We start from the raw sequence: 17,784 nt of genomic DNA on the forward strand, positions 1-17,784 counted from the left end.
CTACTTACCCAGAGTCTCTGCCTTAACAGTAACTTGATATTGAAATGATAAATTTCTCATAGAAGTTGGATCGCGCAAGGTAACATTATCAATAGGAATAAAAACATTAAAAGAAGCCCCGTCTTTCGCATACCACAGGAACGGAGAATTGATGTCCCATGCAGGGTTTATATGGTCACCCTCTGAATTCGATGCCCCACCAGCAATACACTTCTCTACTGGTTTCAGATTTCCTAATGAGAACTCGATACAAACTTGTGCTTTGCCAAGTTCATTGACCAACTTAAGCTTTTCTCTGTTCAGGCGGTAATCAGGTTTGCCATTGCTGTGCTGTCTAATACCGGCACTGTTAATGCCATACTGAATCAAGTAACGATCAGCATCAATTACCAGGTCAGTTTGCTCACCTATAATAACGGACTCAGTTACTACTTCACCAAGGGTGCTGTCAACTTCAACACCATACACCCATGCCTCGCCAAGGTTTTTAGGATTAATTTCTCGATGAAGTTTCCAGTTTCCATCTTGAATTCCAAGTTTTTCAGCTACCCAGCTTAAAGTGGTCTCTAATGTGGGCGACTCAAGAGAAACCCTAAGCCGGATGCCTCCTGAACCATCCGCGTTGGTTATTGCATTTTGTTCGACGATTGTTACAGCTAGCTCTCTCTGTATCTCATTTAAATACTCTTGGTACTCAAGGTATGTAGAGCCCCTGTTTAAATCGGCTCGTTGATTAGCCGCCGCCGCATCATAAATGGTCTGTATCAGGGAAGAGTCGATGGCGCCTACGTTCGTTTTGATTTCTCTTCCTGATAGGTAATCGATGATCTGCTTTCGCTTATGCTGCCTTTCTTTTGCTGCTGCATAATCCAGGGTCTCTCCTTCTAAGACAAGGCGCTCTCGCTCGGATTCGTCCTCGATTAGTGCCTCCAGCTTCTTAGCTAACTTCACATCGGAGTAAAGCAATTTGAGGTGCTTTTCAGACTGCGCCGTATCTAGAACACCTTTCAGTTTAACCGTTACACACAGCCCAACGCCTTCACTACACACAGCAACATCGTCACTAACCACTTCTTTGGTAAGCAAAGAAGAGTTTACTAGCCAACTGGCCCTGGAGTAGTAACCCATTTTGTCGATTTTTTGTAGTGAAAGAACTCTCTCAGTTGCTTTTCTGGCCATATCTTCTAGTGCGAATTGGCCAGCAATCTCCTTAGCTGAATGTAAGCTGTCAAACTCACCGATTCTATAAACACCTTCGCCCTGTAGAGACAATTCTGCAGCCGAGACTGAAGATATTGAACCTAGAAGAACGGCCACTAAAGTGAATGTCTTCATTTTAAACTCCATTAATTTCAATGCCCAATCTAAAACAGGCTCCACTTTCCGCAACCCCCAAAACACATAAATCTGAAAAAAAAATGCTGGGCATTGCCCAGCATTTTTAATTTTTTTAAAACCTTTAGAACTTACCGTCTTTAGCCTCGATAGTCAGGTTTCCTGTCCCGTCATTATTCTGATACAAATTATATGTATCCCCTGTCTTATCATGCATTAGAGTCGTTGTTTGTCTGTTGCCATCTTCATTGCCACCCGTTTTAGTGAATGTCTCCCCAGCAATGTCAAACTTCGAGCCAGTTTCAGCACTATGCAGAGACTGGAAACTATCAGGACTAACATTTATTCGGTCACCATCACCGTACGAACTTGAAACAAAACTTGCATTTACTTCCCCAGCTGATTGATTCTCAGCTCCCGAAGATTTACCTGTCTCAGTAGCGATTGAATGGGAGGTTTGCTCATAGTTTCCACGGCCAGAGTTTAAGGTGACATTGCTAGCAAGAGTTGGCTCATCCGAGACAGTTCCAGAGGTATTTACTTCTTCTTTGGCTTTAATGGCCAGTTCTTCCCCGGTGGTAGAAGAAACATTGCCTCCTTTCTCATTGGCTTTTCCTGAGCCCACGCCGGCTTCATTACCAGAGGTCGAAACTGGTTCGCTAGTTTGAGCATTGGCAGCAACGCCAGAACTAGCTGGCTTTGTTCCAGTTTCATCTGAACTTTTGCCACCATTCTCGTTAGCTTTTCCGGTGCCCAAGCCAGGTACATTACCAGAGGTCGAAACTGGTTCACTAGCTTGAGCGTTGGCAGCAACGCCAGAACTAGCTGGCTTTGTTCCAGTTTCATCTGAACTTTTGCCACTAGCATTTATCGCACTTTCATTTGGCGATACCTTGTTTACTTCACCAATATTATTATTGGGTTTACTCTCACCACTAGGAGCAACTTCACCCACTTTTGAAACTTGATCGTTACTTGGCTGCATTACACCACTACCATCTTTGGCAGAAGAAACACTAAACAATTGACCAGTTTCTGATAGAAGCTTGGGGTCTTGTCCTTCACCGGCAAACACTTTCGTAAACGTAGTACTGTCTCCAAACTGGAACTTCTGACCAATCGAAGCTTCATTTACCCGGTTAAGACTTTCACTACTCATTGTAGCTGTTTCAACATTTTTCCTATCACTCGAAGAGTACCCTACATTTCCAGTAAGCGAAGTGATCTCTCGTTGGTCAAAACCAGTCAACTTATCTAATTCTTGAATACGTTGATCAAGACGATCGGCCTTCTCTGCGTTTTCAGGGTTTTTACGTAACTCAGCAACAGCACCTTCCAATCCCGGACGCATTTGCTCGTACTGACGCATAGCATCAATATTAGTGGTAATTCCATCCCTACCAAATGCCTTCGTAAAGCGGCTGTAATCTGAACCCTGTTCTTTTAGAGCTTCACTAAACGAAGCATTGCTAAGGCTGTTATTGTTCTTACCCAAAACTGCATCTTTAATAATGCCTTTTCCGATCTCATCAACAACTACGTCTCTACTCGGCCCTCCGTCCGACGCCGCTTTACCCATGCTGCCTTCATAGCCTCGCCACGCATCAAACATCGTGCGTGCACCCTCATTCCTTTCAAGATACTTCCCAAGCTGGTCAGCCTGTTGTTTCAATTCCTGATACTGCTTAGTATCAGTAGCTCCGTTTGCCTCCATTTGCGCCAATGTCCCTTGTTGCGCAGCATGTTGCTGCTCTTTTGCTTGGAGGCTCGACCGAAGCTCTATATTGTTAGGCTCAAACATATAGAGTGCACCGTCATTGGAAGCTGAACCATTGTTGAGAGCAGTTCCAAGTCCACGAATTAACTCTTTCTGTCCTCCATCTGCATTCGCAGAATTAAATGCGTTTTCAACAACATTTTTGTTCTTTTCAAGTGAATCAGCCAATTTCATATTTTCTGGGTTACCTGAAGAACGTAGGTCTTTAATCACCTCATCAGATTTTTGTGCACCAGCAAGAAGTTTTGCCGCGGCAACTTGGTCGGTAGGTGTTGCATTCACCTGAAGACCACGAGCAACTGTCTCAACTATATCTGAATGTTGTGTCTTTGAACTTTCGCCACCCAAGATCCTAGCAGCGCTCTCATCAACTCCCTGTTTTGTTAAACGGTCATACGCTGTTTCGCGCGTTACATTATCCACAATGTCCCCTGCCGCTTTCCAAGCAGGTGTAGAAATGTCTGCTAGAGTCTCCGCCAAACTCATTGCTGGTTTCTGTTGTTCCGTAAGCGGAGCTACAGCTTTATCGAGAGGCTTCGCATTTTCCGCCGCCGTTGCACCAACAGCCATGAGAGTCTGCTGTTCACCCTTTTTGCCCGAGTCCGCCTGGACCTCGTTTCTTAGAGCTTGTTTGTCATTACTGTGTACCTTCTCCAAATTAGTCTCATCAATTCGACTTTGCTGTGCTGCAATAAAGCCTTTGGAGTCCGTAGAAACCTGACTAACTTTATCATTAACGCTTTTTTCCGTTGGTCCACCAGCTTCATTTGCTGTTTTCGGTGCCGGCGTCTTAAGAGCTTCTTCTGTGTGATCTGCTACTTTTCGTAGATCATTCGCAGCTGCAGCCCAGTTAGCCATTTTGCCACCAGACGCTTGATTCATGATGTCCAGCATGTTGGCACCAGCATCATAACGATGTGATCCTGATGTATTCAGTAAATTCTGGAATGCGTTATCTGCATAACGACCTACTGCTTCACGACGTTCTTGTAGGGTAGATGCATTTCCAACTCTAGCTTCAAAGTCACCTTTGTTCTGAGCAGTAGTCTTAAAGTTACTTGCCATACCCGTAAGGGAAGCACCCTGCTCTGTCTTGGAGAATGCAGAAAGTGCCTTCATATCACCGTCCAAGCCCTGACCAAAGCCTCCATTTGCTTTGAATGCTTCATAGTTTGCTCGTTGGGTACTATCCATATCGCCAAATGCAGTTTTTCTTGCTGTCTCAGCAAGCAAAGTACCGTCTGCGAATTTGTCATCAACCTTGTTAGACAAAGCATCACTCGTTGCGCCCATCATGTTAAATGACAATCCTCCAGAGATGCCTTGCAGTGCTGTTTGCTGTCGAGATTCTGACTCTACAATCTTATTAGCTTCAGTCCACGCTCGAGATGCTTGCTCAGCTCTTTGACCAACTTCACCCCAAGCTCCATTTTCTCCAATCTTCGCACCACCAACCAGAGATTGCGCCTTTTGAAATGCTGCTTGACCTTGTTCAGATTCACCGAATGACCAACTGTTAGTGCCTTGGTTAGCCAAGCTAGAGGTTTTCCTTAATGCACTTTGTAAGTTGGCATTATTTTTCACATCTACTCCGCCAGAAGCCTCAAGAGCAATACCTGCTGAAAATGGGCTCTTCTTCCCTTTATCTCCTTCTTCACCACCTCCGGTAGGCAATTTCAATGCAGCAGCAACCTTGCCTTGTAGTTGAGCCCCCATACCTCCAGACAGTGCAACACCAAGGGTTTTTGCTTCTTCAGCCGTATAGTGACCAGTTTTCATAAGCTGGTCAGCATAGGTGTTCGCAAGATTCAGGCCCAAACTCTTATTCGCGGTACCCGAAATTTGCATTGATTTCTCATCAGCACCAACCTTCATCATGTTCGCCATTTCCGAATTAATGGCCGAACGTTGAGTACCAGCTGACTCTACTTTTTCTTGAGCTGCTTGAATCGCATTTGAATTGGCAGCAGAAATAGCGTTGCTGGTATTGAACTGTTTCATACCAATAGCACTACTACTATCACCGGAGTATGTTTGAAGCATTCCGTTTGCATTTTTATCGTATGACCAGTTTGTGTTTCCAACGGAAGATTTACCGCTATGAGTTGGAGTTGCCGCATTCGGTGTAGCTTGAGCACCTTCGCCCCCTCCACCTTTTTGAGCGGAGTTTGCAACGTTAATCATGGTATGTGCCGAACCATATAAAAGCATCAAACTCAGAGCGGGTACCATGGTTTGCAATGTAGACCCCATTGCAATGAATGACTCTACCTCGGTGAAGCTAGTGTTGTATCCTGCCCAGGAAAATGCTTCATAGTTACTATTCGCAAATGAAGCTTTATTAATAGAATTTTGTAGATACATGTTCACACCAACTTGAAGAATCGGCCATGTATTAACCCATACCAAAAGGAAGAAATACTTAAGTACAAGCCCAGCCCCCTTCTCACCGAACGCTACAATAAATGGCATAATTGGACCAATCAGGAATACAAATGCCTCAATGTAGCTCATCAGCGGGATCGCCATTTCAGACCACAATGAATGTTGAACAGCACTTGATACACGACGCTTATCAATAGCTTCAAATTCTACTTGGCTAGCCATCAGATCAGCTTCACTTGCCCAACGACTCTTAGCTTTAGTCTTATTGTAGTGATAATGGATTAACTGGTTTACTTTGATTTTCCACGCTTCGGAATTCACATCCCCGAGCATTTGAGAACCGATATTAACTAACGCCTCATTCGGAGCTTTTTCTATCGAATTATCTTTTAAGGCGATATCTTTCCAAGTTGAATTTATCGCCCCATCAATTTTGTTATAGGCAGCACCACACCCCATTGTTTTCCAACCGTGACCCGCATCAATTTTCACCGATGTTGACCAACCATCATATGTAACTCGCATGTTTGGCCATGCATATGCGGCTGTATGCATGGCAGCAGTGTTTACCTCTTGTACAGATCGGCCGTTAAATTCGTCTTTAAGGACGCAATCATGTATGTAGTTCTCAAGAGATTTTGAAATATCAACACTGGCGCCACCAGCACCCGCGATGGATGCGTTAGCTTTCGAATATGCTTCCACAGAGCCATCAAATCGCATCTTCATCAATTCTCGTAATGGAGCTAATCCATTGCCAGCAACAGGTACAGGATGAGTGCCATCATTATCAAGACCTACCATTGCTCTATAGCTTCCAGTTTGAGCATTACCAGGCTGATATGTGGTGTGATAAAAATCTCGCATGCTATTGGCCATGCTGTAACCAAAGTTAGTTGCAATTGTTCCGGCCAATGCAATACCTATAGGGATCGGTGGCATTTGGTCTGCCCCTGCCCCATCATTGTGAATTAATGTCACAGGTACTTGCTTTACAAACAACAAAAATACAAGGAAAAAGCCCATGAAAAACTGTTTGAACTCAATCTTGTCAGGGCTCCACACTCCTTTCCAAAAAACACCGAGAAGACATAGCATTAAGCCGATCTTGGCAACACTTACCGCACCTTGTTCGAATGCGTGTGACAACCCCAATAGAGCCAATCGGATAAATTCAGGGTCGCCCATACTGTAAATAACAAATCCCTGCATTCTTAAACTCCCAATGCGCTCATATTCTTCACACCCTCAATCAGTGCGTTGTAGGTTTCAAAAATTTCATTAGCTTGTTTCACTTGAGCATCATGCTTCTTTTTCAATGCCGCTCGTTGCTGTTCAATTTCAACAATTCGGCCTTTAATGAACTGAATTCGCTCCGCAGTTGTTTTTGTGTTTCCTTGCTCTGATAGCTCAGCGTTTTTGAGCATCTTGTACATGTGCTCAATCATTTCATCGATCATTTGAAATGACATTTGACTTGCTACTAATGAAGCGATCGCACGTTGAGCTTCAACGTCATTTCCGAGATAGAAAAGCATCGACATGAATGGCACGCTTGCATTATTAATCAGCGCTTGCTCATCTACTGCAATATTGCCTTTGTATGTAATTTTTCGAGCAATTCCAGTACGAGTTCCGTCTCCCATTAATAGGCGCATCACTTGATGATGCATTCCTTCCCAAGATACTTCGGTACCCTCCATATCTTTTATTTTTGTGCATGGAAGACGGTTATCTTTCTTCGGCTCATTAGTATCACACTGGAGAACTTTAATTTTGGTTCCTGCATCTGAATAAACTAAGTCTTCAATATCTAGAGTTTTTGGTACAGGTTGCCATTCAACATCGGTTCCATTGCTTGAAGGCCCAACGATCATTGTGCCTGTAATGCTCATCAATAGTTCTTGAACCTGTTGTTTGTCCCAACCCGCGGCAAAATTCCATCGGTCAACCTTGGCTTCTCCTAGGGCGTCCCAAATTTGGTTTCCCAGCATGCCATCGACAGGAGCATCTTTAGCATCACCAGTGGATGAACGGGCAGATAGCATTTCAATCCAGCTACCATGGGTATCAGGCATAACATCTGCGTAAGTTGTCAGTCCTTCTTGCCAGCCATTCTTGTTTGCAATTCCCATTAATTTGTCAGCGGCGCCTGCTCCAACTCTGTTTTCGCTAAGCGAGGTGACCACATCCTGACAATCAGCGCTAACAAGTTCGTTGAATTGGTCAAGCTTATCTTGCAGCCATGCCATACCCTCTGCACAAGATGGGCAAATCGATTCAACCGCAAGATTGAATGCGTACACTGCGGCGCCGGCTGCAATATTTCGGCCCATTTGGACAAGTTCTTCTTTCTTGATCAGACTTATTGAACCACCAAAGAAGTCAATGCCACCACACCCTGCACTTAGTGAAGGAGGGGTGAAGCTAACTACTTTCGGTTGGTACATTGAAAATCTGGCACTAAAAGTACCAAAAGCCACACCATTCCTTTTCTGAGATTCAAAAACAGCACCACCTGTACTGGTGGTCATCATCCCAAATACATTTTTTAGTGGATCGCTGCCAACGGCGGTAGAAGGCACAGCCAATGACAGAACTACCGTGGAGGCAAGCGTCACCAGTTTTGCTTTTCTTTTAATAAAACTCACGGTTGCATTACCTCATTATTCTGCGCAGGTGGTACAGATTTGTATTGCGATTGGAATTTTTGACGGAGCTTGTCTGCTAGATAATTCGGGTCAGAGAAGACCTTATCTTCGTCGACGACAAGTTTTTCTTTAGAGTCATCATTTAAGAGGATCTCTTTAACTTCTGTTGTTTCGTTATATTGCTCTTCTGTTATCCAACCTTGGCGTTTGGCTAGCATTACTGTTCTTCTCATTAGCTCATCTGGAGAAGTGAGGCCTGCGGCTACGTTATGGAATTCTGACCCATCCTTCTTAACAAGATAGATGGTTGGCGTCACCATCACCTGCAGGCGCTCACGCAATGTGCCCGGGTCTGTGACATAATCAGGGAATTCACCGCTAGGCAGTGGTCGTCCATCGAGAGAAACAGCAAGAACATCAATACCCGTATCAGAACTCATACGAGTCAATAAAGGAGCTTGTTTGATACAGTAGGAACAATTTGATGAATAGAAAAAAAAGAAACCTACCTGGTTCGATAGTTCCTGGATTAAAGCGTTACGACTATTCTTAGCTCCCAGCTTAAAATCGTAAAGTGCCCCCTGATGGTCAGGTCTACGTAGCGTTTCATCTAGTGCCACTTCGAATTTGGAGACTTCCTGACTAACAGATGCAAACTTACTCGCTTTATCCATCATTACACGCTGTGCGTAGAAATAACGACGTACATTGTCGTAGGTTGGTTCATCAATAGCTGCGTCACGCAATTTTGGTAAGTTATCTCGTAACCATGCTACGTTCACAACTACTTCACTAGGTTTCATAACCTCATCTACTTTTGACTCTGCAGTCTCATTCGGTGGAGTATCTATCTTTGCATTATCAACCTCTTCAACTACCTCTGGCTCTGGTTCATGCCAGAACCAGCCCTCGCTTTTGCGATCGTAAAATGATGAGCGCCCTCCGTCTGCTTGGTCAGCAGCGGATGTGCTCGGAGTAAATGCCGCCGTCAGGCAGGCAGCTATAGCAGCGGTTAGGATTTTCGTCTTCATAGCAAGGAATATTGCCTGACAGATATTGATCGCGTGACGATTATCTGGGTGTATTAAGGGGGAGTAAATCTATTAGGTTTTGAATGCGTGGTATCTTAATAGTATTGGCGGGGACTAGCATTTGACTTTAAGAAAATCGGAAACCACTCCGGCACTGGAGTGGTTACTTATCAAACAGAGGCGAGTCACGCTCACAAAATGGACAATGACTGTAATTTCGTTCGCTATGAAATATGAAATCCATACCACACTTAGAACATATTTTACGTGAGAATGTGCCATCCGAAAGATAGCAAAAGATGTAAAATATTCTATTAATATCAACGTACTGGTTGTTGTGTAAAACGTGATATGTCCGAGCTAATGACAATAACTCTCTATCAGTAATAGGCCTTTCGAGGTTCGCATTTTCAGGTATTGCATTACAATACATTCGGTACACGATATTTGCATGTACTCTATGTATTACATGAGTTGTCATCCAGCCCGCGCCTTTACGAAACTTTCCAAGGTCTTTATTGATCGCCATTTCAAGACGCTTGTCGACCGCGAAGAATTGGTCTAGAACATTCGCATTGGCCCCTAAGCTTGCCATCTCATATGCTAGGCGAAGCTGCTCATAATATAATCCTGGGTCCCAAGGTTGTGTTCGTCTTTTGCTGCCTTTACTGTTATCTGTCATTCTCTGCTCACCTATCTCGCAGCTTTTGTAATTCTGCTGTCATTGTCACGTTCAAGCGAACCATGATTAACGGGGCCAGAAAAAGCATTTATATGTGCAACAGTATTATGAAATGCATCGGTGCCACTTTCCTGCAAAGAAGCAAGCAACGCCGTCATCGGGCTTGCACCACGCATGTATGTTCCATCCTGCCCTTTAATCGTCAAAATTGGTGGGCTTGAATGCAGAGCCTTCTCCAAAACGTGAATAGGTGTATCAGCTAGTCGTCGAGCTTCATCTTTTGTGATTTTGAACAAACAAGCAACGCTGACCGGGTCAATTCGTGCTAAATCACGCATGGATAAAATAAATGAAGCTTGTGCTATTTGAACTGAACGATAACTATCGTTGTCTAGGATTCCGATTTCCATTTTGCTCCGACCATATTAACGCTGATGTTTAAATGTGTAGTAGCACACATTTTACGGTCTGATGCTTACGCTTTCAACGATTTTCAGAGCTTTGCAAATACATGGAACCTTATAATATTATGTTCCGAAGGCTTTATCCTTGTAAGTCAACAACATAGAGTACCCAGTTTCATAGTCTGAAACATACCTTTTTACGAGCGGCAAAATGCTAATCAGTTCTTCATCAACAGGTAATTTGCTTTCAGCAAGCAATAGCTCAAGTGCTATTGGCTTGTTACTATGAGCTCTTAGAACTTTCACTATGTCCTGAATGGCATCAGAAGAATTATTAGGTTTCCGAGTAATATGGCCTCCCCTCCCCTTCTCAGTATCATTTGGGATAGACACAGGACGGCTAATGGCCTTAGTTTCAACGAACGGAGTAAAACCGGAATAACTATGGCCATCGTTCGTTGCTGGCGTTAGGTCGGTTTGCGTGTAGGAAACATCTGGGTCAATTGGAATTACAACTTGTTTGTTAGCTGATGCATTTTGATGATCGGTGTTCCTAGGTCTGTAAGATTGAGATTTATCGTTGGCAGTACTGCCTTTTGACACCGCTCTTTGCTTAATCCTATAAAGTGAAGCACTCTTCCCAGCTGGCATCATCAATGGTATTGACCCTCCGCGCGGAAGATCAATACGGTCTACGAATCGAATTACACTGGAATCAAGTAACACTTGGCTGTATTTTTTTACAGTGTTTCTATTTCCAATCTTGCACCAGTAACAGGCGAAGGAAAGACTAAATGCGGTAGCATCGCTTTTTTGCTCCTTAAATGCTCGTTTACACATGAGCAAGTCTCGAAAACCAACATATAATCGTTCAGCACTCTTTGCTTCATCTGGTAACTCAGGCAAATCTTCAATGATTTCAGGAATTATCATACCGGATGCAATAAACAACCTAGTTAGCCAAACTTTATGTGTGCCTGCAGGGAATTCATCTCGATCAATACGGCGGCCGCAGTGCATCATGGCATAAATCCGTGCTAAATCGATCTTTACGGGGCCACTAGCTCCATTTACATCATGAGTTTCGTTAAAAGCTTGGTACACCAATCTCGTTCTATTATTTGATGAAAGTAAAGCTAAGCTACAACTTGGTTTTTTATCTTCGACACCCGGAATGACTGATGAAAAAGGCTTCGAGTATGTATTAGTCGGAGAAATACGGTCAACTGGAAAACCTAGATGTTTTGCAGCTTGTAGCCATGTTCCTGGATGTGATAGCAACTCATCGAAGTCTGACTGAGAAAAAGGAGCTTTCAAGGCCTTGGGAACAGGGAAGCCACAGATCTGCCCTACACTCTCAACAGGATTATTCACTGAGTCCAGAAGGTCAACTGAACTTAAGGAAACGTATCCTCTGTTCACTACAGCTCTTAAAGATGGTTTAGTTTTGTTTGAACTCTTTGCAGGTTTCTTCTTTAAAGCCTTGCCATAAAAGGGTTTTGCTGAGATTAGTGATCCTTCATTTGACCATGAATCTACAAAATCATTATTAGCTGAAACGGATGGCAAATAAAACAATCTGTTAATATTTGTGCACGTCAGATCGAACTCCAGATCTAGGTGCTTAGCAATACCTCGATAAACGTTATCAAATTGCTCAGGTGCTACCATTTCTTTCAAGAGAAAAATTACTCTCCATCTAGGGTGCTCGTATGTCGCAGAGAATGTTGAATGTACAATGCATGTGTACGGAGATAGCTTATTCTGGAGATCGCATAACCTGTAGTAATGATTTTTACAGTCTACGTCATAAACAATCATTGAGATTTGTCGAACGTCTTCTGCTGAACGTGATTTTAAGTTAGAAAATGTACCAGGTATGAAGGCTGTTGTGGATTTATCGTCAACAATTTGATGATGTGTAAATAGTTCAAAAAGCTGAGTCTTCGTCAGGGCTACTTCTTCTGGACGTGTGTCAGCCTCATCCATAACGATTGTTATTGGATATGTTGGTTCGAACGAACTCAAAAGCTCGCTCTTGGCTTTTGCTCGGTCAAAATTCTTCATGTTGGGCCATAACCTTTTTTTTAGAACAATAGGTTGCCGCACCGTGAAAATTTGACCATGTTGATACCTGTAGTATAATCAGATTCAACAAAGCCATCTCTCCATGATCAATGGTGAGGCAGGCAGTTCACGGGGTGCCACCCGTTAGCTGCGAACATCTTGGTTTTGTGTCGTTTAATAGGCCAGCCAAGTTGGCTGGCTTTCTTTTTTTTCGTTACTCTATAAGCAATCCTCTTCTCGTATTTTCAAGTTTCCACTTCATCTTTTAACGTTTTTTATTGTTGATTTGAAAACATGAAATCTCATCGATGAATATAACAGTAATTTCAAGTAGATCAACGATCGAAGGATCTATGCTGAGATCGTCTGAAACAGCGCTGCGACGGTACTTTGCGACGATCTAACACGGATCCTCTCTATAAATTAATGATCAATTGTCAAGCTTATATTCCAGTTCATGTTTTTGATCCATTTCGAATATAGAATCCACTTTAAACTTTCAATCCACATCATGTTTTGAATCCACTTTATGTTTTCAATCCATGGCATGGATTTATTCCACATCACAAACACTAAAAATGCTGGTTTTTATATACGTTACTTAGAACGAGCCAGCACATGCTTACATAAGAAAATGTATTACTTACACTTTAGGAGAGTTATATGCTTCTTATCGGATGGATTGTGGGCAAGGTTTCTTATCAGGCTTACAACTTTCTTGCGTGAACGGATATCGATATTCACTGAGGATGCGTCAAATCATGCTTGAAGCACTATTCTCTATATCCATTGATACTCTTAATTCTAATTGTGGAATAAATCTATGAATCCCAAATGCTCCATTTATTGCTGGCTGTATCTACAACTAACACATAACAGTGGTTAAGAATTCCAAGACCTTTGCACACGAAGACCTAGACATTTCAACGCGATTCGTTAAACCCATAATTTAATAATTTGTTTTGAGAGACTCGATAGCGACTGGAGATGGTGACCTTAGTACATACCTCTATCACTTTCAGTGACCCAAAAGTATGTGGTAGCGATTTACTGATGGGGTGTCATTTGTTGATAATCGATAGCAAGTAGAGCATCTGGTCGGTTATCGTTACATTGGGAAGTTGAAATTTATGTTTTTAATTCTTAGGTGATATTTTTTCCACCTCTTGCAGCGTATGCGATACATATCAAATTTACTTACACAGGCCACATTCCTCCCTTCAAGAGTATCTTTTATCAAAGATTCAGATTTGACGTCTGATTTTTTCCACTTCAATATCTCTTTAACGGCTTATTGCAATTTCATCAATTCAAAACGGAGCATAGATTTATTCCACTTTTAAAGGGCAAAAAAATAGGTGCCTAATGGCACCTTTTAGGTCGACTGTTCCGTTCTACTTCTTCAATTGATTGCTTAAGTACGGTGAAAAGAGATTTTGGATAAGCAATGAGTCATGTTTAATTTCCGGCATCAATACAAACTCTTGCTCATCAAGCACTAATTTTACGCCTAGAATACTAGCCGTCTCCCTTAGAGCTATACCATTCTTATAGAGCGGCTCATAGCTGTCGTCTGGCACCTCTATTCCACGGCCCTCAGGTGTGTAGCCCGAAAAGGTAGTGGCCGGTACCGCATGTTTCTTTAGTATTTCACTAAACGCTTTCTTGAATGCATGCAATGTAAATTGTGGTGCTGTTCTATCCTTCAACTCCAACCAATCCATTACAGCCATACCGGTTTCTGAGAAGTAAGCTGATGACCAAAGATTGAAGGCAAAAACGAGATTGTTAGTAATAGACAATACAAATGGTTGAATTTTCGTTAGTTCATGAATTGCTTCTGCATCTCCATCGAAGCGGCGCCTAATCTGCGCGATTGTTTCTGGCGGGAATTGCATTTGCAATACAAGTGAACCAGGTACTTGTTTAGATTCACCCTCCAGCCTCAATGTCAGAATATTCAAGTGAAGCACCGAGTTTTCACTCATTCCATACTTTCGCAGAAACCACTTAGGCAATTGATGCATATGAAAGCTTGTTCCTGACAAACGTCGAATTGCCCTCAAACCCTGCATCTTGTTCCCACCTGTTTTGGGAAGTTTCAATACCGTCAGGATCGAATTCATCGGAATATTATAAGTTTCCGGAATTTCTTCTCCATTACAAATTCTTTCTCGAATTATCGTTTCCAGAACCGTTATTGCTGCAATGTAATATTTAAGGTCTTTGAGAAGGGCAATGCGCTCTCCTTTACCAGACCTTGTTTCGACTTTCACACGTTCTGCACCCCATACAACATGGGATTCTATTTTGCTTTGGATACCTTTTTGGTTAAACCGAAGAGCTCCAAAAAGAACCGAAGTTACTAAGTCACAAAATGCCATATCGGCTAAGTCTGCTTGTGAGATTAAATCTACTTCTTCAACATTCATGTGAGCTAGTGGTTGAGATTCCTCTACTCTAGCTTTAACTTCATTTATCTTTATTGATAGGTCGGGAACACAAAAATCGTAGAGCAAACCACGTCTTTTATTCTTGGGATCTGTTGTGCAATATCTCTGCTTAAAAACACCGGAGTTTTGCAAGTGTTTAGCATGATTTCTTGCTGTAGAAACTGATACCCCCATAAGTTCCGAAACATCTTCTAATGTAGTTATGTGCTCATCTTCTTGGTTCTGGCACAAGGATATTGCACTGTTAATCATATCCAATTGTTTTTCGGAAATGTCCAGCATTGGCAATGACCGTCTTAGAGATGCAATGACTTCTGCAGCCGGTATTCGAATCAAGGGGGGAGTGAGTCCTCTTTTCAAGCCTAGTTCTGTATAGTCAATCGTTGTAGTAGCTTCATCTGCCATTAGGCCCTGCCTTAAATTTTTCAATCACACTATTTATGGCAACTGACTCCGCGTCCTCCCCCCCACTGCATGGGAAAAGTGTCCCGCGCGGGACACTTTTGACTATTTAGGAAAAAGGTCAGTTGTATCAATGGTTTGCAGCCATTTTATTTAAAATTTAATTCAAGAAATTAATAATTAATTGTAGAAATGTGTCCCGCGCGGGACACATCCAAAAATTACGAAGAAAACCTAAATATAACAATATCTTACGATGAATTTGAATTAAATTTTAAATGAGGACATTTCAGCATTTTTGGGGTCCAACTTAGTCTTCAATTTTATGAATGTGGATTAAAAACATGAAAATGTGCTCGATTTCCAGTCATTATTCCATACTTTCATTGCTAGTGCATACTTGCTGCCGTATCCTTTTTGAAAATATCGGATTATCAAGGGGAAAGAAGTGGGAAAACTAAATAGCAAACCTATTTCTTTGGTGGTTTACAACCACAAGGGTGGGGTTGGAAAGACAACTATTGCTGGCTGGCTTGCTTACCTGCTTGCTACTGGCGGAATTGATAAGTTAGGCAAGAAATTAAGTGTAGTTTTGGTTGATCTAGATAGTCAGCAAAATGCTAGTAAGACATTCTTGAATATGGTCCATAAAACCGGGCTCCCTTATCTACTCCCTCCATTACATCCTGATTATGTAGAAGGTGCACCAGAAAACGGAAGCTGGAATGGCTACTCAACGTCGTCAGATATTTTGTTCAATCGTAATTTCGTGTATTACCCTGTAGCTGGAGTTGATAATCTCAAGATTTTACCTTCAGAAGGGCGCGTCGATAGGTTGAATGACGTAATGCATAAAGATGGCTATATCCCTCTTATCGGTGAACTTGCAAAATCCTTCCTTGAAATTGAGGAAGATATGGGGGAAATCGACATAGTTATTTTCGATACACCGCCGAGCAAGACTGCTATTTGTGAAGGATTCCTTTCTCAGTGTTCTCACGTTCTTGTACCTACACAGCTAGAGTACGATTCCGTGGAAAGTGTTCCACAATTAATGGAGAACATTAGGCTTTACAACGAAGAACGCGAGACTCCAATTGAAATTGTCGGTGTAATTCCTAACCTTGCTAGCTCCGTTGCTCTCACCAATAATGAAGTAGAGCAGTACACTGCGCTTTATGAGTATGTAGAAAAATACAAGTCAATTAACAACATTAACGATGAGCTATTGTTGAAGGATTTCTTCTTAGTGAACAGAACTATCTTTAAGCCAAGAAGGAAACCAGATGACCTTGATACAGTATTCTGCTTAAAGAAAGACAAGAAAGCTTCGGATGAGATGACGCAGCTTTATAACTATGTATGTGAAAGACTAGGGGTAGATGCATAATGCCTGGAGATGAAGGTAAAAAAGTTCAAATTCGTGGTGGGAGAAGCAATATTCGAACTGGCGCCAGCAAGCTCCAACTCGCACGTCAGCAGGTCGATGAACAAACTTCACCAGATGGCCAAACTCCAGATGACGTGATTATTTCTACTGGGGCAAAAGATGCTGTGAACGATGACTTGGCGATTTCGACGGTTTCTCCAGACCCAACAAATTCGCGAGACTTCCCGGTAGTTAAGCCTTCTGGAGAGGAGGCGTTTCTAAATGCAAACCAAGGAAATGATGTCGCATACGTCCTGTTGGACAAAGGCGTGATAATAAATAAAACACCAAAGGGCCATCATTTATATCACCACATTCAATCTCAAGTTGACGAAGTGATTGCGCTATCGGCACAAATTGAGTCCGGTGGTGGTTTATATCAACCGATTGAAGTTTATCGTGCTGGTGGTGTTGATTACAGAATCGTTTATGGCCATAGACGATTCTATTCTGTTGTCTACCTAGTCGGTTGGGACTCTGTATGGTCATTCAAGGTTCTCCGAAAGATCCCTGAAAGTCCGAAGCTACGCCAGTTCGTTGAAAACAACTCTCATTTGAAGTTGGCCCTACATGAAAAGTTAAGAGCTTTTATCTTCGCTCTAGAAGAAGCAAAATCCAAGCTTGATAAGCCAAATTCTTCTGAACTTATGAAATTGATGGGGGTTCCGAGAAATAGTTTCTATAGATACATGAAGCTCGCCTCTAGCCAACTAGTCATTGATGCAATACAGCATGGTGTCGGCATTATAAGCGACCGAAAGTTGACCCCACTTCTTAAACAAGTTGAAGCAAATCACGATGAAGGGGATATTGAAGGTTTTGAAGCCGCGATGCGTCCCTTATTAGCTCAGTGCTTTATTGAAGCGGGTAGGGAAGTTCCAGAGTTTTTGAAGGTACCACCCGCAGTTATAGATCCTGAACAAACCTTAGCTGATAAGAACCCGGAACGGCCTCAGCCCGGGAAACGTGGCAGAAGAGCTACTTCTTATACCGCTCCTCGCATTAAGTCTTCCATAGCGGTTAGAACTCTGTTGACCCAAGATGTCACTAAAATGGAGATTGAGGGGGTAGAATGGGGGAGTATTGACTGGGAAGATAAAGAACAAGTTAACCATTGCTTAACGGAAGTGATTAAACACCTGGAGTCTCTTAGAGAAGAATAGAGCTG

At 42.5% G+C, this 17,784-nt stretch carries 10 protein-coding genes; 2 read left to right on the forward strand and 8 right to left on the reverse strand.

Annotated features, from left to right (window positions below):
• The 8 genes from N5E87_RS22415 to N5E87_RS22450 all read right to left on the reverse strand — a co-directional run bounded on the left by N5E87_RS22415 (nucleotide 1) and on the right by N5E87_RS22450 (nucleotide 15,190).
• Complete coding sequence (locus N5E87_RS22415; RefSeq protein ID WP_279776052.1) at nucleotides 1-1,335, reverse strand: hypothetical protein; 1,335 nt, start codon at nucleotides 1,333-1,335, stop codon at nucleotides 1-3.
• 124 nt (nucleotides 1,336-1,459) lie between these two features.
• The gene (locus N5E87_RS22420) at nucleotides 1,460-6,709 is read right to left on the reverse strand and encodes a conjugal transfer protein TraG N-terminal domain-containing protein (protein WP_279776053.1); all 5,250 of its coding nucleotides are present in this window, start codon (nucleotides 6,707-6,709) and stop codon (nucleotides 1,460-1,462) included.
• A gap of 2 nt (nucleotides 6,710-6,711) precedes the next feature.
• Entirely contained in the window at nucleotides 6,712-8,148 is a 1,437-nt protein-coding gene (locus tag N5E87_RS22425; protein WP_279776054.1) for a conjugal transfer protein TraH, read from the reverse strand.
• Nucleotides 8,145-9,179 carry a conjugal transfer protein TraF gene (gene traF / locus N5E87_RS22430; RefSeq protein WP_279776056.1) on the reverse strand — a complete coding sequence of 345 codons (1,035 nt, stop codon included), beginning with the start codon at nucleotides 9,177-9,179 and terminating at the stop codon, nucleotides 8,145-8,147. Before traF ends, N5E87_RS22425 begins: the two co-directional genes overlap by 4 nt.
• Nucleotides 9,180-9,342: 163 nt before the next feature.
• Nucleotides 9,343-9,861 (reverse strand): FlhC family transcriptional regulator, encoded by a 519-nt coding sequence (locus tag N5E87_RS22435; RefSeq protein ID WP_279776058.1) that lies wholly within the window; start codon nucleotides 9,859-9,861, stop codon nucleotides 9,343-9,345.
• 11 nt (nucleotides 9,862-9,872) lie between these two features.
• Nucleotides 9,873-10,271 carry a hypothetical protein gene (locus tag N5E87_RS22440; protein ID WP_279776059.1) on the reverse strand — a complete coding sequence of 133 codons (399 nt, stop codon included), beginning with the start codon at nucleotides 10,269-10,271 and terminating at the stop codon, nucleotides 9,873-9,875.
• Between the two features lie 117 nt (nucleotides 10,272-10,388).
• Nucleotides 10,389-12,332 carry a hypothetical protein gene (locus tag N5E87_RS22445; RefSeq protein WP_279776060.1) on the reverse strand — a complete coding sequence of 648 codons (1,944 nt, stop codon included), beginning with the start codon at nucleotides 12,330-12,332 and terminating at the stop codon, nucleotides 10,389-10,391.
• A gap of 1,394 nt (nucleotides 12,333-13,726) precedes the next feature.
• Nucleotides 13,727-15,190, reverse strand: coding sequence for a hypothetical protein (locus N5E87_RS22450; protein WP_279776061.1), 1,464 nt, complete (start codon nucleotides 15,188-15,190; stop codon nucleotides 13,727-13,729).
• Nucleotides 15,191-15,635: 445 nt separating this feature from the next.
• On the opposite strand from N5E87_RS22450, the gene N5E87_RS22455 reads away from it, so the two are divergent.
• Both N5E87_RS22455 and N5E87_RS22460 read left to right on the forward strand, forming a co-directional pair.
• Nucleotides 15,636-16,577 (forward strand): ParA family protein, encoded by a 942-nt coding sequence (locus tag N5E87_RS22455; protein ID WP_279776062.1) that lies wholly within the window; start codon nucleotides 15,636-15,638, stop codon nucleotides 16,575-16,577.
• Nucleotides 16,577-17,779, forward strand: coding sequence for a hypothetical protein (locus N5E87_RS22460; protein WP_279776064.1), 1,203 nt, complete (start codon nucleotides 16,577-16,579; stop codon nucleotides 17,777-17,779). The genes N5E87_RS22455 and N5E87_RS22460 overlap by 1 nt, the downstream gene beginning before the upstream one ends.
• Nucleotides 17,780-17,784 lie beyond the last annotated feature (5 nt).

The sequence above is a fragment of the Shewanella sp. GD03713 genome (assembly GCF_029843705.1).
GTDB lineage: Bacteria > Pseudomonadota > Gammaproteobacteria > Enterobacterales > Shewanellaceae > Shewanella.